This is a genomic window from Brevibacterium yomogidense (genome assembly GCF_016107685.1).
Lineage (GTDB): Bacteria > Actinomycetota > Actinomycetes > Actinomycetales > Brevibacteriaceae > Brevibacterium > Brevibacterium yomogidense.
Genome location: NZ_JABASY010000003.1, coordinates 132,007 through 148,687, shown reverse-complemented (window position 1 = coordinate 148,687; position 16,681 = coordinate 132,007). Strand labels below are relative to the sequence as shown.

The following is a 16,681-nucleotide window of genomic DNA, read 5'->3' as shown; positions in this document are numbered from 1 at the left end:
CCATGGAGAAGCTGTCTGTTCACACCGGGATCGGCGTGCCGCTGCGTCGGTCGAACATCGACACCGACCAGATCATCCCCGCCGTCTACCTCAAGAGGGTCACGCGGACGGGGTTCGAGGACGCGCTCTTCGCGCGCTGGCGGAACGAGCCGGACTTCGTCCTCAACCACGACGTGTACAGCAAGGGCAGCGTCCTGGTGGCAGGACCTGACTTCGGCACCGGCTCATCGCGGGAGCACGCCGTCTGGGCGCTCCACGACTACGGCTTCCGCGCTGTCCTGTCGAGTCGTTTCGGCGACATCTTCCGCGGCAATGCGGGCAAGGGCGGTCTGCTCGCCGCCCAGGTCGAGCAGCCGGACATCGAGCTCATCTGGAAGGTGCTCGAGAACCACCCGGGGACCGAGGTGACGGTCGATCTCATCGAGCGCACGGTCACCGCGGACACCCTCACGGTGCCGTTCCAGATCGACGACTACACGCGGTGGCGTCTGCTGGAGGGACTGGACGACATCGGGCTGACGATGCAGCACGCGGACGCGATCGAGGCGTTCGAGCAGGCACGGCCGGTCCACAAGCCGAAGACGCTCCCTGTCCTCTGACGCGAATCCGATTCTCTGACGAGGATCCGATACCATGCACACGGTCGCCTTCCGGGCGGCCGTGTGCGTTCGTCGACCGGGCGCACGTTCCATCCGACTGCAGAGGAGCCCGAATGCTCGACGTCCACGGCGGTGTACCGCTGAATGGGACCGTGCGGGTGAGGGGTGCGAAGAACCTCGTCCCGAAGGCTATGGTCGCCGCCCTCCTGGGCGACACCCCGTCCGTCCTGCGCGGCGTGCCGGTGATCCGCGACGTCGAGATCGTCACCGGCCTCCTGGAGCTGCACGGCGTGCGCGTGACACCGGGGCCCGACCGCGATGATGAGGACGGGGAGCTCGTGCTCGACCCCGCGGACGTCGCACAGGGATCCATCGTGGACATCGACGCTCACGCGGGATCCTCGCGCATCCCCATCCTCTTCTGCGGCCCGCTGCTGCACCGCTTGGGTCAGGCGTTCATCCCGGACCTGGGCGGCTGCCGGATCGGTGATCGCCCCATCGACTTCCACCTCGACGTGCTGCGGAAATTCGGTGCAGTCGTCGAGAAGACCGACGGCGGCATCCGCCTGACCGCCCCGCAGCGGCTGCGCGGGACGAAGGTGAAGCTGCCGTACCCGTCCGTGGGGGCGACGGAGCAGGTGCTCCTCACCGCTGTCCGCGCGGAGGGTGTGACGGAGCTGCGCAATGCGGCGATCGAACCGGAGATCATGGATCTCGTCATGGTCCTGCAGAAGATGGGCGCCTCCATCACGGTCGACCCGGCCCGCGTCCTGCGCATCGAGGGCGTCGACGCCCTGGACGGGTACTTCCACCGCAGCCTGCCGGACCGCAACGAGGCCGCGTCCTGGGCGTCCGCCGCTCTTGCGACGGAGGGCGACATCATGGTGGAGGGCGCCCGTCAGCAGGACATGATCACGTTCCTCAACGTCTACCGGCAGATCGGTGGACGGTTCGACGTGCTGGAGAACGGCATCCGGTTCCGCCATCCGGGCGGTGAGCTCAAGTCGATCGTCCTCGAGACGGATGTGCACCCGGGGTTCATGACCGACTGGCAGCAGCCCCTCGTCGTCGCCCTCACACGGGCGTCGGGCGTCTCGATCATCCACGAGACGGTGTATGAGAACCGGTTCGGGTTCACCGATGTGCTGCGGCGCATGGGGGCGACGATCCAGCTGTACCGCGAATGCCTGGGCGGCACCCCGTGCCGGTTCGGTCGGCGGAACTTCCTCCACTCCGCGGTCGTCTCCGGTCCCACCCCGCTCACGGCGGCGGACTTCACGGTGCCGGATCTGCGGGGCGGGTTCTCCCACATCGTGGCCGCGCTCGCGGCGGAGGGCACTTCGCAGGTGTCCGGCATCGACGTCATCAACCGCGGGTACGAGCGGTTCCTCGACAAGCTCGACGGTCTCGGAGCCCGCATCGACGTGGTGACGGAGCCGTGATCGGCCGGGGCCGCGGCAAGCGCGAAGGCTCGCGGGCGGCGGACGCGAGTCGAGCACCCGCGGAGCCCAGCCGCGGTGCCGCGAAGGCCTCGGAGGTCCGCTACCCGGAGTTCCACCCCGCCGCGCTCAAGCGCAGCCTGTTCTGGGCGACGCCCACGGCGAACTCGATCCGCTTCGTCATCCGCCTCGTCGCTCGGGTGAAGGTGACGGGAGGTGACAAGATCGGGCACGGTCCGGTCATCCTCGCGCCCTTCCACGCGAGCAAGATCGACCCACTCGTCGTTGCCGTCGCGATCTGGAACCAGAGGGTGCTGCCGCACTTCCTCGCGAAGTCCAGCCTGTTCGGCGGGTTCGTCGGACGTGCGCTCGTGACGATGGGACAGATCCCGGTCCTGCGGGCCTCGACGAAGGCGGGGGACTCCCTCATCCACGCGAAGCGTGCCCTGGCAGCGGGCCAGACGGTCGTCATCTACCCCCAGGGCACTCTCACGAAGGATCCTGAGCTGTGGCCGCAGCAGGCGAAGACCGGGGTGTCGAGGCTGTCGATCGAGACCGGCGTGCCGGTCATCCCGATCGCGCACTGGGGGCTGGACCACATCATGCCCGTCCACAGCAAGAAGATCAGGCCTCGGCCCGGTCACGTGGTGCGGGTCGCGTTCGGCGATCCGCTCCACCCGCCCGCCCGCGACGCGCGGCACGCCACGTCGTCGTCGCTCTCCCGCAGCTTCGCGGACCGGGTGACCGCCGGCATCGCGGAAGGCGTCGCGGACCTGCGCGGCGTCGAGCTGCCGCAGCGATTCCGTGACACGATCGATGCCTGGGACGCCACCCACGGATCCGTATCCGCGGAGTGGACCGATGCGACGACGCATCCCACCGACGACACGCGCACATCCGAGCACCCGCGCGGGGCCGACGACGAGGAGACATCATGAAGACCGCAGTGCTGGGCGCCGGCTCCTGGGGGACGACGTTCGCGAAGGTCGTCGGCGATGCGGGCCACCCCGTCACGATCGTGGCGCGACGGGACGAGGTCGCGCGGGAGATCACGGAGCAGGGGACGAACTCCGGCTACCTGGGAGACGTCCGCCTGGGTCACAACGTGACGGCGACGACGGTCGCCGCGGACGCGCTCACGGACGCCGAGGCCGTGGTCCTCGCCGTGCCCGCGCAGACACTGCGCGACAACCTTGCGGACGTGAAGGACCTCCTCCCCCCGGACGCCGTCCTCGTGAGCCTCATGAAGGGCATCGAGAGGAGCACGGGGAAGCGCATGAGCGAGGTCATCGCGGAGGCGACGGGCCACGATCCGGATCGCATCGCGGTGGTCTCCGGCCCGAACCTCGCGAAGGAGATCGCACTGGAGCAGCCGACGGCCACCGTCGTCGCGGCCACGGACGTCACGACGGCGGAGTTCGTCGCGGAACTGTCCGCCACCTCGTACTTCCGGCCGTACACGAACACGGACGTCGTGGGGGTCGAACTGGGCGGTGCCGTGAAGAACGTCATCGCGCTGGCCGTGGGCATGTGCGACGGGCAGGGGCTCGGGGACAACTCGAAGGCGTCGATCATCACGCGCGGCCTCACGGAGACCACGCGGCTCGCGCTCGCGATGGGCGCGGAGGCACACACGCTGTCGGGGCTCGCGGGGCTCGGCGACCTCGTCGCGACCTGCGCCTCGCCGCTGTCGAGGAATCGCAGCTTCGGGCGGCTGCTGGGCACCGGCCTCACGGTCGATGAAGCCGCGGAGACGACCAAGCAGGTCGCTGAAGGTGTGAAGTCCGCCAGCGCGGTGCTGGCGCTCGGGGAGTCCTACGACGTCGAGCTGCCGATCACCCAGGCGGTCACCGCGGTGATCGCTGGCCACCTCCGGGTTGACGAATTGGGGGCACTCCTGTTGGCTCGAAAGCGCAAGCACGAAGGTCCGGTCCGCTGAGCGGTCCGGCGTGACGCATTCCACGAAAGGGTCACCTGTGAACTCCCCCTTCCACAAGCTCAACAACCTTCCCCGATTCGACGTGACCAGCACGGACATCACCGAAGGCCAGGAACTCGCCGCCCCGCAGACGTCCGGGAAGATGGGTGTGCCCGGCGGTGAGGACGTGTCGCCGCATCTTTCGTGGTCCGGCTTCCCCGCGGACACGAAGGCGTTCGCCGTCACGTGCTACGACCCTGACGCTCCGACGGGATCGGGCTTCTGGCACTGGACGGTCACGAACATCCCCGGCGATGTGACGGAGCTCGCCACCGGCGCCGGCACCCCGGACAGCGGCCTTCTGCCGGACGGCGCGATCACCGTGCGCAACGACGCGGGGGCACACGAATTCGTCGGTGCGGCGCCGCCGGCCGGACACGGCCCGCACCGCTACTTCTTCATCGTGCACGCGCTCGACGCGCCGCTGGAAGTCGATGAGACGGCGACGCCCGCGTTCGTGGGCTTCAACCTCTTCTTCCACTCGATCGGCCGTGCATGGATCGAGACCACCTACGAAGCGAAGTGACGCAGAGCGCATGAGCCCAGCCGATACCCGTCCCGTCGTCGCGGTCCTGTTCGGGGGTCGCTCCTCCGAGCACACGGTCAGCTGTGTGACTGCCGCCGGCGTCCTGGGGGCGCTCGACGAGCGGCGGTACCGTGTACTGCCGATCGGGATGACCCGTGAAGGGGTCTGCCGGATCGTCGAGGACGCGAAGGACTTCCGGTTCGACCCCGACGCGATGCCGGAAGTCGTCGACGACGGGACGGAGCTGGTATTCCCCCTGGACATGCGGCGCAGCCCGCTGCGTGTCGTCCGTGAGGGCGGCGAGGTCGAGGACGTCGCGGTCGTCGACGTCTTCTTCCCCGTCCTCCACGGCCCGTTCGGTGAGGACGGGACGGTGCAGGGCGTCTTCGAGCTCATGGACGTCCCCTATGTGGGCAGCGGTGTGCTGAGCTCCGCGATCGGCATGGACAAGCGCTTCATGAAAGCGGTGCTGCGCGACGCGGGTATCCCGACGAGCCCGTGGGAGTCGGTCACGGTCCGTCAGTTCCGGTCGGACCGCGAGGCCGTCGCGGCGCGTCTGCGCGCTTTGGGCGATGTGCTCTTCGTCAAGCCGGCGAACGCCGGTTCGTCGATGGGTGTCTCGAAGGTGTCCGATCCGTCCGACGACGCCTCCTTGGATGCGGCCCTCGCGGAGGCCCTCCGCCACGATTCCGCCGCGATCGTCGAACCGATGATCGTAGGGCGGGAGATCGAGTGCGGAGTGCTCGGAACACGGTTCCATGAGGGGCCCCGGGCGAGCGTCCCGGGCGAGATCGAGGTCACGGGTGCGGAGTTCTACGACTTCGACACGAAGTACCTCAACGCGGATGCCGTGCGCATCACGTGCCCCGCGGACATCGACGCGCAGGCGGCGGCTCGCGTGCAGGAGCTGGCGCGTGCGACGTTCGACGCGTTCGACTGCTCCGGTCTGGCACGCATCGACACGTTCGTCACAGCCGACGGCGACGTGTACGTCAACGAGATCAACACGCTGCCGGGGTTCACCCCCACGTCGATGTTCCCCGTTGTCTGGCAGCGCAGCGGGCTGCGCTACGAGGAGCTGGTCGACACGCTCGTCGACATCGCGCTGCGCGACCACCGCGCCGCTGCGTGACGGTGCGCCGCTGCGTGGCCCCGTGCCGACGTCACGGCTGAGCCGGGACGTCCTCCTCGACCTGTTCCGCGTCCTCTGCCGCCACGCATGCGGCGGTCTGCTCGATGTCCTTCACCGCGGAGGACACGGACGCGAGTGCGGTCGCTCCGGACACGACGGACGGGGTGACGAGAACCTCGATCGCGGGGGAGCGGCCGTATGTGACGAACTGCCACGTGTCCTCCTCCGCCCGCACCTGGACCCAGTCGACATCGTCGACGGTGATGCACGGATCGGTGGTCGGAGCGGGCTCCGGAACCCCGCAGCGGACGATGACGCTCGCCGGTTCTCCCCACCCGGTCGTGCCCTGCGAGGACGTGGTCCGCTGCGGGAGGTCGCCGATCTCGTCGGGCATCAGGAGGATCGGCAGGGCGCAGTCGGGGTCCGCGGCGTTCTCGGCGGGGTCGACGACGAGGACGTCGGTGCAGCCGGACAGTGTGACGACGGCGGTGAGCACCGCGATGCCGGCCGCTGCGCGCTGGGCGATGCGATGGCGGGCGATCGGTCGAGGCGACCGGTTCGATCGTGCTGAATCACCGTGCAGGCGGGATCGGAAGCGCATGCCGTCCAGGGTACTTGCCGTGGTTCGGACGGAGGAGAGTGTGTCGCGGCACGGGACGGCTCATCCCGTGTCCGTACCGCCGGGCATACTGGGAGCATGATGTCAGAGCCCACCTTCGCGGACCTCGGAGAGGACCGCATCGTCGCGCGGATCCTCGCACGCATCCCTGCCGCCGATCACGTGCTCATCGGTCCGGGCGACGATGCGGCGGTGTCGGTCTCACCGGGCCGCCTGGTGAGCACGGTGGACATGCTGGTCGAAGGGGAGGACTTCCTCCAGGGATGGCTCGACCCTGCCCGTCTCGGGGTGAAGGCGGCGGCACAGAACCTCGCGGACGTCCGGGCGATGGGTGCGCGACCCACGGGCCTCCTCCTGTCGCTCGCCGCTCCCGGGCACACCCCCGCCTCGTTCGTGGACGGTCTGCTCGATGGCATGGTGAGCGAGGCTGCGCGTGCCGGTGCGTCGGTTCTGGGCGGTGACCTGTCGGACGCGCCGCAGATCGTCATCGCGGTCACGGCTCTCGGCAGCCTCGCCGTGGACCAGCCCCCTCTCACCCGCGATGCGGCCTGTCCCGGGTTCGATGTTCTGCTCGGCGGACAGACGGGATGGGCGGCAGCGGGCTTGGAGGTCCTCCTGGCCTCCGGGGGGGCTCTTCCCGTGGAGGACCCCGCGTCGGCCGCGGATGTCTCAGCGCGTCGTGCACGGGCGGTCGAAGCGCAGCGCGCTCCCCGGCCGGACTACACGTGCGTGGACAGCTTGCGTGAGGCCGTCGATCTCCGGGACGAGGCGGACGGCCCCCAGGCGGCACTCATCGACCTGTCCGATGGCCTGAGTTCGGACGCCGGGAGGATGGCACGGGCCTCCGCGGTGACGATCGACCTCGATGCCGGCACGCTCGACGCGCTCGCAGACGATCTTGTGCCGCTCGCCGCTCATGTGCTGGGGCTCAAGGACGATGCGAGCACCGTGGGGCCCGCCGGCGCCGCCCATCCTGCTGACCGCGCGGGCTCGATCGAGGACAGTGTTGACGCAGACCGTGCCCGGGCTCTGGCACGGCGGTGGATCCTCACAGGTGGGGAGGATCACGGTTTCCTCGCCGCCGTACCGACCGGTGTGCATCCGTTAGGCTGGACGAGGATCGGACGGGTTCGTCCGGTCGCCACCGACGCCGGGACCGCCGGGGCACCGCACGTGCTGATCGACGGCGTCCCCGTCGACGATGCAGGGTTCGCCGCTGTCGATCCGGACGGTGGTTTCCGACATTTCAGCGGTGCGGGGGAATGAGTGCGCAAGCGGAACGGGCCAGGACGTGATCCTCGGGCGGACGCCCGCATCAACGGTCACCTCGCCGCACGGTGGGCGAAGCGCACGGTCGACCGCCTCCGCCGTGAGCGTGGCGGCATCAATGCGATCAACGTCTTCCCCGTCCCGGACGGCGACACGGGCACGAACCTCTATCACACGGTGCGCTCCGCCTACCGCGCCGTCGAATCACTCGACGGGGCGGTGACGCTCCCGGACGTCATCGACGCGATGGCGACCGGTGCCCAGCGCGGAGCCCGCGGGAATTCGGGCCTCATCCTGTCCGTCGCACTGCGGGGGGTGGCCGACGCGCTCGCGGGTGTCGAAGTGCCCGACGCCCCCGCCTTCGCCGCGGCGCTCGAACTGGCCGCCGCCCGGGCGCGGGATGCGATCGCGGACCCCGTCGACGGCACGATGGTGACGGTCCTCGACGCGATGGCGGAAGCGGCGCGGGAACGGGCAGATGCTGATGACGACCTCGTGCGCCTCGTCATCGCGGTGCGAGACAGATCCCAGGCCGCACTGCGGGAGACGACGGGCCAGCTGCCGGTCCTGCGCGAGAACAGCGTCGTGGACGCGGGCTCGTCGGGCATCGTCGAACTGTTCGATCTCCTCTATCTCACCGTGACGGGCGGGGACCCGACAGGCGGCGAGCACGCCTCCGGAGACGGAGAAGGCGGTTCTGTACCGGCCGACGGTCGCGCGGCTGTCGACCGGTCGGGGCCGGACGGTGCCGCCGCGGACCGCGGTCAGCCTGCGACCCTGCTGCTGGGCGGTGGGGAGACCGGGCTGGAGCTCGTCGCGCACGTGGGCGAGCAGAAGGACCGCACTCGTCCCCTCAAGCGGGCACTGACCCGTGCCGGAGGGACGAGCATCGTCGTGAATTGGCCCATGGTCCATGTCCACACCGCAGAAGGCGGGGGAGTCGACGACGCCCGGCGACTCCTCGATGTGCTGGACGCTCATCGCGTCGTCGATCTGCGAGTCGAGGACCTCGCCGTGAAGCAGCCGGACGGTGAGCCCGCGGGCCTGGTGGCACTGGCGGACGGCACCGGGCTCCTCCTGTCACTCGCCCTGTCCGACGCGGTCGCTGTGCGTTCCGATCGGCCGGATCTTCGCGAGGTCGTCGAAGACGTCGTCGGTCTCGCCGAAGGGCCGGTCTTCGTCCTCCCCGATTCCGCCGCCGCCGCGGACACGGTCAGCGGACTCACCGGGGCGAAGACGCTGCGCACCCGCGATGCCGCCTCCGTCGTCGCCGCGGCAGCCGTCTTCGACCCCTGGGCGGAGGTCGAGGACCTGCACGCGGACATGGTGGAGGCTGCGGCGGGGACCCGGGTCGGGGCCGTGCTCCTCGCTGAGGAGAGCCACGGCGAGGGCCCGCTCATGTACGCCGCCGGGGACGCCCTCACCGTCGTCGACGGGCGTGTACGCGCCGTCGGCACAGATCCGGAAGCAGCCGCACGGGACCTCGTCGACCGCCTGCTGGGTGCCGGCGGCGACCTCGTCACGCTGCTGCCCGGGGCGGACGCCCCGGTCGCCGCCGTGTCGCGACTGCGCATCCACATCGACGCCCACCACACGGACGCCGAAGTCGTGGTCATCGACGGCGGTCAGACCGGTTCGTGGATGGTGGTGGGAGTTGAGTAGCGGAGACGGCGGTCCGGACGACGACCGGATGCACGACCCGGACGCGTTCCGGCGCGCACAGGATTTCCTCGCACTGGTCCCCAAACCCGCGGACCGGAAGGCGCTGGCCAAGGCGGGCATCGCAGACGTCGACTCCCTTCTGCGGTACTTCCCCCGGCGCTGGGTCGACCCGGGCACGTTCACGAGGATCCGCGGCCTCTCCGACCTGGAGGAGGGCGAGGACGTCGTCCTCCACGTCACGGTCGTGAGCGTCGCCTCACGCAGGATGCAGAGCCGACGGGGAACGATCTCGACGGTGTCCGTCACGGATCACGAAGGCGGCTTCGTCGATGCCGTGTTCTTCAACCAGCCGTGGATCGGCAGCCGCCTCACGGAAGGCCTGCGCATCCTTCTGAGCGCGAAGATCAAGCACTACCGGGGGCGCGTCCAGCTGTCATCGCCCAGCCTCCTCACCGCGGACGGAAGGATCGCGGAAGACCAGGACACGGGAGAGGTGCAGCCGCTCGAGCCCACACGCCCCGTCCCCGTCTACCGGGTGGCCGGGAAGATGACGAGCAGCCGGTTCCACACGCTCATCACGACCGCGCTCGACACGGTCCGCGACTCGTGGTTCGAGGACACGGTCCCGGAGTTCCTCAGGCAGAAGCACACACTGGTCGACCTGCGCACCGGCTATGAGGCGATGCACCGGCCGGCGACGATGCAGGACGTGGACGCCGCACGGCCGCGCTGGGCGTATGAAGAAGCACTGGCGCTGCAGACGGTCCTCCACCAGCGCCGCAAGGAGCACGCCGCACTGAGTGCGTCCGCCCTGCCGGGGAAGGACGACGGCACCCTTGCCGCGTTCGACCGTGCGCTGCCCTTCGACCTCACTCTGTCGCAGATGCACGCGGGTGTGGACATCGGAGCAGAACTGGCGGGGGACGTGCCGATGAACAGGCTGCTGCAGGGCGACGTGGGTTCGGGGAAGACACTCGTGGCCCTGCGTGCGATGCTCCAAGCCGTTGACTCGGGCGCGCAGGCCGCCATGTTGGCCCCCACGGAGGTCCTCGCCGCCCAGCACTACCGTTCGCTCACCGCCGCGCTGGGTGACTTCGCCGCCGAATCCGCGCTACTCCGGCAGGAGAACGGGGTCGTCATCGCCCTGCTCACCGGCTCCCTGTCGACCACGGAGCGGCGACGGATCCTCATCGACCTGGCGATCGGCGACATCGACATCGTCGTGGGGACCCACGCCCTCCTGTCGGAGACCACGATCTTCTACGGCCTCGGCATGGTCGTCGTCGACGAGCAGCACCGGTTCGGGGTGGAGCAGCGGGAGGCGCTGCGGCAGAAGGCGGGTGGGAAGACACCGCACACCCTCGTCATGACGGCCACGCCGATCCCGCGGACGGCCGCCATGACGGTGTTCGGGGACCTCGACGTCTCCACGCTCAGCCACATGCCTACCGGGGAGAAGCGGATCACGACGCACCTGGTGCCGCTGGCCCGGTATCCGCAGTGGATCCAGCGCGTCGTCGAAGTCGTGGGGGAGCACGCAGCACGCGATGAGCAGACCTTCGTCGTGCTTCCCCGGATCGAGACGGCAGAACCGGACCCCGTCACAGGGGTGCCACAGCCGGGAGTCGAAGACTACGCCGCGTTCCTCCAGTCGTTCCCGTCACTCGCGGAGGCGCGGGTGGAGGTGCTCCACGGTCAGATGCCCACGCAGGACAAGGACGACGTCATGCGTGCGTTCTCTGCGGGCGACATCGACGTGCTGGTCGCCACGACCGTCGTGGAGGTGGGCATCGACGTCCCCAACGCCCGCGTCATGGTGATCGTCGACGCGGACCGGTTCGGCGTCGCGCAGCTCCACCAGCTGCGCGGACGCGTGGGCCGTGCCGGTGACGAATCCCTCTGCTTCCTCCTCACCCACACGCCCGACGAATCGGAGGCGATGGAGCGGCTCACCACGGTCACCGACACCCTCGACGGGTTCCAGCTGGCGGAGTACGACATCCGGACACGACGCGAAGGCGATGTCCTGGGCCGCGCCCAGTGGGGTGGGAAATCGAGTTTGAAGCACCTGTCCGTCCTGCGCGACGAAGCGATCATCAGGAACGCACGCGACGACGCGGAGGAACTGCTGACGGTCGACCCGTCCCTGCTCGGAACGCCCGCGCTCGCACGCCTCATCTCCCTCATCTTCGCCACGGCGGACGAAGACCTCATCGAGGCGAGCTGATGAGAACCCGGATTCGAAGCGGCCTGATGAGAACGCTGACTGTACGGACGGGGTCGCGCTCATGAGGATCATCGGGGGGCGCCACAGGGGCAGGCCCCTCCACGCGCCCAAAGGACGCGACACCCGGCCCACTCCGGACCGCGTGCGCGAATCCCTGTTCGCGATGCTCGACGGCATGGGCCTCTTCGAAGCGGCCCACGTCCTCGACCTCTTCGCCGGTTCCGGATCCCTGGGACTCGAAGCACTGAGCAGGGGCGCTGCGAAGGTCACGTTCGTCGACCAGGGGTCAGGATCTGTGACAGCCCTCAGACGCAGCATCGCCGACCTGGGCGAAGAGGGACGCACGAGCGTGCTCGCCCAGCGTGCGCAGACCGCTGTCGACCGGCTCCGCGAGGCCGGCGAGACGTTCGACCTGCTCTTCGCGGACCCGCCGTACCCGTTGGGGGAAGACGAACTGGCGCGCCTGCTCACCTCTGCGTCCGGACTGCTGCGCGATCTCAACGCGCTGGCCGTCGTGGAACGGTCAGTGAGATCCCCCCAGCCCACCCTGCCTCCGCAGCTCGAGCTCTACCGCGACCGGACCTACGGGGAGACCCGACTGTGGCTGCTGCAGCTCGAGAGCGACGGGCGCTGACCAAGGGTCTGCCTGATGCTCAGGCCCGTGGCCGTCGCGGTGAGCAGCGGCGGACGAACCGTCCCGTCAGTCGAGCACGGCCGACAGGAACTTCCGCGTCCGTTCCTGCGAGGGGTTCGTGAAGATGTCGTCGGGGTGTCCCTCTTCGAGGATGACGCCTTCGTCGAACATCATGACGCGCTGGGACACGTCGCGGGCGAACTGCATCTCGTGCGTGACGATCAGCATCGTGATGTCGGTCTCCTGAGCGATGTCGCGCAGCACCTGGAGGACGTCGTCGACGAGCTCCGGGTCCAGCGCACTCGTGACCTCGTCGAGCAGCAGGATGTCGGGATCCATCGCCAGCGCGCGGGCGATCGCTACGCGCTGCTGCTGACCGCCGGACAGCCGGGACGGGTGCTCGCTCTCCTTGTCGGACAAGCCGACCTTCTCCAGCAGACCGCGAGCCTTCGTCGTCGCCTCCGCCTTGTTGAGCCCCAGCACGTGCATCGGCGCTTCGATGAGGTTCTCGATGACCGTCATGTTGGGGAACAGGTTGAAGTGCTGGAACACCATCCCGATCCGCTTGGTCGTGGCCCTCACCTGCTTGCCCGGCAGGGCGACGCGCTTGCCGCCGCGCTCCTCGTGGGTCAGCGGCTTGCCGTGGACGTCGATGTAGCCGTCCGTCAGACTCTCCAGCGTCATGATGAGCCGCAGGATCGTCGTCTTGCCGGAACCGCTGGGCCCGATGAGCGTGACGCGTTCGCCGGGCTGGACCGTGAAGTTCAGCCCCTTGAGGACCGTGTGATCGCCGAACCGCTTCTTCACGTCGCGGAACTCGATCGCGGGGACCTGTCCTGTCTCAGTAGGTGGCAAGGGACTTCTCCAATCGTCGGATCAAGAGGGAGGTCGGGTAGCTCGCCGCGAGGAAGATGAGTCCCGCCAGCGTGAACGCCTCCGTGTACGCGAACGTGCGACCGCCGTACTGCTCGGCCGTGCGCACCAGCTCGGTCACGTAGATCGCCATGAGGAACGGCGTGTCCTTGAACATCGCGACCGCGTAGTTGCCCAAGGACGGGACAGTCGCCCGCAGTGCCTGGGGGAGCACGATCGACCGGAACGACCGCACGGGCGGCAGCGACAGGGCGCTGATCGCCTCCCACTGCCCCTGGGGCACTGCGTCGATGCCGGCACGGTAGCTCTCCGACATGTACGTCGAGTAGTGGATGCCGATCACGACGATGCCCACCGTGAGGGCGGAGATCGCGATGAGAGTGTCGTTCATCGAGAAGAGTGTGTAGATGAACACGAGCTGCACGACCAGGGGCGTGTTCCGGATGAACGCCACGACGAGCTTCGGCAACCACACGATCCACGTCGGCAGCGTCCGGAGGAGCACCGCGATGAGAAGGCCCAGAACGATCGCGATCGCGGTGCCTCCCAGTGTGGCCACGAGCGTCGTGCCGAAGCCCTTGAGGAGGAGGGGGAGCGCGTCTGCGGCGCTCTGCCAGTTCCACCAGCTCATGCCGTCACCGCCTTCGCGTCCGTGCGTCCGACAAGCCGTGCGATCAGGCCGGCCCGTCCGTCGCCGCGGCCCAAGCGCTTCTTCGCGTTGCGTTCGAGTGCGTCCATCCCCACCTGGATGAGCCATGCGATGACGAAGTAGACGAGGAGCCCCACGGTGTAGGAGAACATCGTGTCGCCTGTCGCCTGACGGAGCACGCCCACTCGTTCGTTGAGGTCCTGGAGGGTGATGAAGGACGCGACGGCGGTGCCCTTGAGCAGCTGGATCTGCAGGGTCGCGAGCGACGGGATCATGAGTGCCCACGCCTGCGGGAAGATCACCCGGAACATGCGGCGGCCCGGTGACAGGCTCAGCGCCATCGCACCCTCCCACTGACCGCGGGGCACGTGCACGATGGAGGAGCGGACGACCTCGGCGGAATACGCGCCGTAGTTGAGCGCCAGTGCGAGGATGCCGCACGCGAGCGGCCCGAGGTCGACGTCCAGCACGATCGGCAGGACGTAGAAGAACCAGAAGAGCTGCACGAGCAGTGACGTGCCGCGGAAGAATTCCACGATCATACGGCAGGGGATGGATACCCAGCCGGTCGGTGCGAGCATCCCGAGGCCCAGGAGGACCGCGAGGACGACGGTGCCGACGGCTCCGCCGAGGGTGAGTTGAAGAGTGACGAGGAGTCCATCCCACAGATTGGGGACGAAGTCGACGAGTGTGGTGAGTTTATCGCCCATGAGTGTCCGATCTCAGACGCGCACGCCTCCGGTGGGACGGATCCCCTCGGTCAGAGGGGTCCGTCCCACCGGAAGAGCGCGAGGGAGGAGTGCGGTCGAGCCGATCACTCGTCGCCGGTCGGCAGATCGCCTTCGCACAGCATCTCGGTCGTGAGCGAGCCGTCAGGACGCTCCTCCGCCGTGAAGCCGTACTCGCCGACGATTCCGAGGTAGCGGTCCTCGTCGGAGATGATCTCGTCGAGCTTCTCGTTGTACGCCTCCTGCAGCTCCGTGTCGTCCGTGCGGAAGACGGTGCCGCCTGCACCGACCTGCGGTACGCCGTCGATCTCCTGCACGAAGGACTCCGTCACCTCGACCTCGGCGTCCGGGTTGTTGTCCGCCATCCAGTTGAGTGAGATGCCGGTGAGCGCGAAGACGTCCGCGCGCCCCGTGGTCACCGCGTCCATTCCGTCCTGCGGGTCGGAGACCTCGTTGTGGTTCGCGATCTCCAGGCTCGATGCGTAATCGGACTCGATCGCGCCGGTCATCGTGACGACGTCGAGGTCCGTGTCGACGGTGTCGTCGAGGGTCTTGAGCCCTTCCGGGTTCCCTTCGGGGACCATGAGCGCAGTCGTGTACATGAACTCGGGGTTGGAGAACGCGGCCTGCTCGCAGCGCTCCGGGAGGATCGACATGCCAGCGGAGACGACGTCGAACCGGTCCGCGTTGAGGCCCGGGATGAGCGCGCCGAAGTCCGCATTCACGCCGTCGACCTCGTCGATCCCCAGCTCGGAGAAGATCTCGCGGTGCAGTGCGACGGTGGCCCCGGTGAGCTCGCCGCCCTCTTCGAAGCTGTAGGGGGCCTCCCCGGCGAATCCGACTGTGATGGTGCCGGCATCGATCGCCTGCTGCAGGGTGCTGTCCCCCTCATCGTCACCGCCGGAGCCGCCGCATCCTGCGGTGAGTGCGAGTGCCGTGACCGCGATGGCCGATCCGGCGACGCGTGCGACGCGTGTGGGTTTCATGCCTGGTTCCTCCGTCTCTACCCGCCCGTAGAAAGGCGGTTCGTGTTGGTCGAACTCTTGTCACGGTATGTGAACTGTCACAACATTCAGGGAAGGGAGACTGATGGTTACAGGTTCGTGACCTTCGCGTTTCGGGGGAGCGGGGTTCGTGGACGCCCGTCGAACACGCGTGATACGGACGGATACGATCGATCCCATGAAGATCGTCTGCCCGGGTTCGTATGACCCTGTGACGAGCGGTCACGTCGACGTGTTCGCCCGCGGACTGCGGTTCGCGGATCAGGTCGTCGCCGCTGTCGTCCACAACCCCAACAAGTCCGGAACCTTCCCCGTCGACCGTCGCGTCGAACTCATCCGCGCGGGCCTCGAGGAGGACCCGCGGACCGCTCAGGCGCTGGTGGATGGCCGGCTCATCATCGACGACGTCGCCGGCGGGCTGCTCGTCGACTACTGCACGCGGATCGGTGCGACAGCGGTGCTCAAGGGGCTGAGATCCGCCACGGACTTCGCCTACGAGCTGCCCATGGCACACATGAACCGCCATCTCACGGAACTCGAGACCGTATTCATCCCCGGTGACCCGAAATTCGAGCACGTGTCCTCGTCCCTCATCCGCGAAGTGCACGCGCTGGGCGGCGACATCGGCGGTCTGGTCCCCACGGAGGTCCTCCGGGCCCTCGACGCGCTCCGGGAGGAGCGAGCGCGACGCTGACCGGCGCCTCGGCCCCGGTGGGTGCGACCTGCAGTTTGTGTGGGGTCTGCAGAAGGTCTAAAGTAGGTCCTTGCGTGTCATCTCAGGGTGCGCTGTGTCCGAACGAATGTGCGTGGAGGTGTACCAGTGGATCGATCGTCGGAGTTCGTCATCGATGTGAGGAAGCTGGGCCTCGCCGGTTCCCCGGGTTCGTGGGAGTCCATCGCGAAGACGGTCAGAGCACCTGAGGACCTGCGGATCGAACTCATCGGTGTGCCGGAAGGCGACCCGATGGAACTCGATCTCCGCTTCGAGAGCGTCGTGGAGGGAATCTACGTCTCCGGAGCCGTGCGCGCCACGGCGAAGGGGCAGGATGCCAGGACGCTCGATGAGATGGAGCTGCCGCTCGATGTCGCCATCGAAGAGCTCTTCGTCTACGAGGCGGACCCGCAGGACGAGGAATCGCAGCTGGTGCAAGCCGGTCTGCTGGACCTCGAGCCCGCCGTCCGAGACGCTGTAGTGATGTCTCTGCCGTTCCGTCCCCTCAAGGACGGGGACGAGGGAGAGTTCCGCTACACGCTGGGTGAGGACATCACCGAGGACGAACCCGAGGACGATCCTCGGTGGGCGGCACTCAAGAGTGTTCTGAACGAAGAGAAGGAGAGCTGA

At 68.4% G+C, this 16,681-nt stretch carries 17 protein-coding genes; 12 read left to right on the top strand and 5 right to left on the bottom strand.

Annotated features, from left to right (window positions below; translation table 11 throughout):
• Window positions 1-2: 2 nt before the first annotated feature.
• From leuD to JFC09_RS09125, 6 genes are all read left to right on the top strand, one after another.
• Window positions 3-599: a 3-isopropylmalate dehydratase small subunit gene (gene leuD / locus JFC09_RS09150; protein WP_198394042.1), complete on the top strand. Its 597-nt coding sequence runs from the start codon at window positions 3-5 to the stop codon at window positions 597-599.
• Window positions 600-712: 113 nt separating this feature from the next.
• Window positions 713-2,041, top strand: a complete 1,329-nt coding sequence (murA, locus tag JFC09_RS09145) for a UDP-N-acetylglucosamine 1-carboxyvinyltransferase (protein WP_198393715.1) — start codon at window positions 713-715, stop codon at window positions 2,039-2,041.
• Window positions 2,038-2,976, top strand: coding sequence for a lysophospholipid acyltransferase family protein (locus JFC09_RS09140; protein ID WP_198393714.1), 939 nt, complete (start codon window positions 2,038-2,040; stop codon window positions 2,974-2,976). The genes murA and JFC09_RS09140 overlap by 4 nt, the downstream gene beginning before the upstream one ends.
• A complete protein-coding gene (locus tag JFC09_RS09135; RefSeq protein WP_198393713.1) occupies window positions 2,973-3,977 on the top strand; it encodes an NAD(P)H-dependent glycerol-3-phosphate dehydrogenase in 1,005 nt (334 codons plus the stop codon). The genes JFC09_RS09140 and JFC09_RS09135 overlap by 4 nt, the downstream gene beginning before the upstream one ends.
• A gap of 37 nt (window positions 3,978-4,014) precedes the next feature.
• Window positions 4,015-4,542 carry a YbhB/YbcL family Raf kinase inhibitor-like protein gene (locus tag JFC09_RS09130; RefSeq protein ID WP_198393712.1) on the top strand — a complete coding sequence of 176 codons (528 nt, stop codon included), beginning with the start codon at window positions 4,015-4,017 and terminating at the stop codon, window positions 4,540-4,542.
• Window positions 4,543-4,552: 10 nt separating this feature from the next.
• The gene (locus JFC09_RS09125) at window positions 4,553-5,674 is read left to right on the top strand and encodes a D-alanine--D-alanine ligase family protein (RefSeq protein WP_198393711.1); all 1,122 of its coding nucleotides are present in this window, start codon (window positions 4,553-4,555) and stop codon (window positions 5,672-5,674) included.
• A gap of 31 nt (window positions 5,675-5,705) precedes the next feature.
• Here the strand turns inward: JFC09_RS09125 and JFC09_RS09120 are convergent, their stop codons facing one another.
• Entirely contained in the window at window positions 5,706-6,275 is a 570-nt protein-coding gene (locus tag JFC09_RS09120; protein ID WP_198393710.1) for a DUF3515 domain-containing protein, read from the bottom strand.
• A 96-nt stretch (window positions 6,276-6,371) separates the two neighbouring features.
• On the opposite strand from JFC09_RS09120, the gene JFC09_RS09115 reads away from it, so the two are divergent.
• From JFC09_RS09115 to rsmD, 4 genes are all read left to right on the top strand, one after another.
• Window positions 6,372-7,559 (top strand): thiamine-phosphate kinase, encoded by a 1,188-nt coding sequence (locus JFC09_RS09115; protein ID WP_198393709.1) that lies wholly within the window; start codon window positions 6,372-6,374, stop codon window positions 7,557-7,559.
• On the top strand, window positions 7,560-9,224 hold the full coding sequence (locus JFC09_RS16895; RefSeq protein ID WP_198393708.1) for a DAK2 domain-containing protein: 1,665 nt from the start codon (window positions 7,560-7,562) through the stop codon (window positions 9,222-9,224). It begins immediately after the preceding gene.
• Window positions 9,217-11,451 (top strand): ATP-dependent DNA helicase RecG, encoded by a 2,235-nt coding sequence (locus JFC09_RS09105; RefSeq protein WP_232483381.1) that lies wholly within the window; start codon window positions 9,217-9,219, stop codon window positions 11,449-11,451. The genes JFC09_RS16895 and JFC09_RS09105 overlap by 8 nt, the downstream gene beginning before the upstream one ends.
• 61 nt (window positions 11,452-11,512) lie before the next feature.
• The gene (gene rsmD, locus JFC09_RS09100; RefSeq protein ID WP_198393707.1) at window positions 11,513-12,085 is read left to right on the top strand and encodes a 16S rRNA (guanine(966)-N(2))-methyltransferase RsmD; all 573 of its coding nucleotides are present in this window, start codon (window positions 11,513-11,515) and stop codon (window positions 12,083-12,085) included.
• A gap of 66 nt (window positions 12,086-12,151) precedes the next feature.
• On the opposite strand, the gene ehuA is transcribed toward rsmD, so the two are convergent.
• The 4 genes from ehuA to JFC09_RS09080 all read right to left on the bottom strand — a co-directional run bounded on the left by ehuA (window position 12,152) and on the right by JFC09_RS09080 (window position 15,321).
• On the bottom strand, window positions 12,152-12,940 hold the full coding sequence (gene ehuA, locus JFC09_RS09095; RefSeq protein WP_198393706.1) for an ectoine/hydroxyectoine ABC transporter ATP-binding protein EhuA: 789 nt from the start codon (window positions 12,938-12,940) through the stop codon (window positions 12,152-12,154).
• Window positions 12,927-13,589, bottom strand: a complete 663-nt coding sequence (ehuD, locus tag JFC09_RS09090; protein WP_198393705.1) for an ectoine/hydroxyectoine ABC transporter permease subunit EhuD — start codon at window positions 13,587-13,589, stop codon at window positions 12,927-12,929. The genes ehuA and ehuD overlap by 14 nt, the downstream gene beginning before the upstream one ends.
• The gene (gene ehuC, locus JFC09_RS09085; protein WP_198393704.1) at window positions 13,586-14,317 is read right to left on the bottom strand and encodes an ectoine/hydroxyectoine ABC transporter permease subunit EhuC; all 732 of its coding nucleotides are present in this window, start codon (window positions 14,315-14,317) and stop codon (window positions 13,586-13,588) included. The genes ehuD and ehuC overlap by 4 nt, the downstream gene beginning before the upstream one ends.
• A 104-nt stretch (window positions 14,318-14,421) precedes the next feature.
• Window positions 14,422-15,321, bottom strand: a complete 900-nt coding sequence (locus JFC09_RS09080; protein ID WP_198393703.1) for a transporter substrate-binding domain-containing protein — start codon at window positions 15,319-15,321, stop codon at window positions 14,422-14,424.
• A gap of 196 nt (window positions 15,322-15,517) precedes the next feature.
• Between JFC09_RS09080 and coaD the strand changes: the two genes are divergently transcribed.
• Window positions 15,518-16,033 (top strand): pantetheine-phosphate adenylyltransferase, encoded by a 516-nt coding sequence (coaD, locus tag JFC09_RS09075; RefSeq protein WP_198393702.1) that lies wholly within the window; start codon window positions 15,518-15,520, stop codon window positions 16,031-16,033.
• A 126-nt stretch (window positions 16,034-16,159) separates the two neighbouring features.
• Entirely contained in the window at window positions 16,160-16,681 is a 522-nt protein-coding gene (locus JFC09_RS09070) for a YceD family protein (protein ID WP_198393701.1), read from the top strand.

Excerpts from the sequence above, each read along its gene's own strand:
- coaD (WP_198393702.1), top strand. The coding sequence starts at position 15,518 with ATGAAGATCGTCTGCCCGGGTTCGTATGACCCTGTGACGAGCGGTCAC.
- JFC09_RS09120 (WP_198393710.1), bottom strand. The coding sequence starts at position 6,275 with ATGCGCTTCCGATCCCGCCTGCACGGTGATTCAGCACGATCGAACCGG.
- JFC09_RS09125 (WP_198393711.1), top strand. The coding sequence starts at position 4,553 with ATGAGCCCAGCCGATACCCGTCCCGTCGTCGCGGTCCTGTTCGGGGGT.
- murA (WP_198393715.1), top strand. The coding sequence starts at position 713 with ATGCTCGACGTCCACGGCGGTGTACCGCTGAATGGGACCGTGCGGGTG.
- JFC09_RS09115 (WP_198393709.1), top strand. The coding sequence starts at position 6,372 with ATGATGTCAGAGCCCACCTTCGCGGACCTCGGAGAGGACCGCATCGTC.
- leuD (WP_198394042.1), top strand. The coding sequence starts at position 3 with ATGGAGAAGCTGTCTGTTCACACCGGGATCGGCGTGCCGCTGCGTCGG.
- ehuD (WP_198393705.1), bottom strand. The coding sequence starts at position 13,589 with ATGAGCTGGTGGAACTGGCAGAGCGCCGCAGACGCGCTCCCCCTCCTC.
- JFC09_RS09080 (WP_198393703.1), bottom strand. The coding sequence starts at position 15,321 with ATGAAACCCACACGCGTCGCACGCGTCGCCGGATCGGCCATCGCGGTC.
- JFC09_RS09135 (WP_198393713.1), top strand. The coding sequence starts at position 2,973 with ATGAAGACCGCAGTGCTGGGCGCCGGCTCCTGGGGGACGACGTTCGCG.
- ehuC (WP_198393704.1), bottom strand. The coding sequence starts at position 14,317 with ATGGGCGATAAACTCACCACACTCGTCGACTTCGTCCCCAATCTGTGG.
- rsmD (WP_198393707.1), top strand. The coding sequence starts at position 11,513 with ATGAGGATCATCGGGGGGCGCCACAGGGGCAGGCCCCTCCACGCGCCC.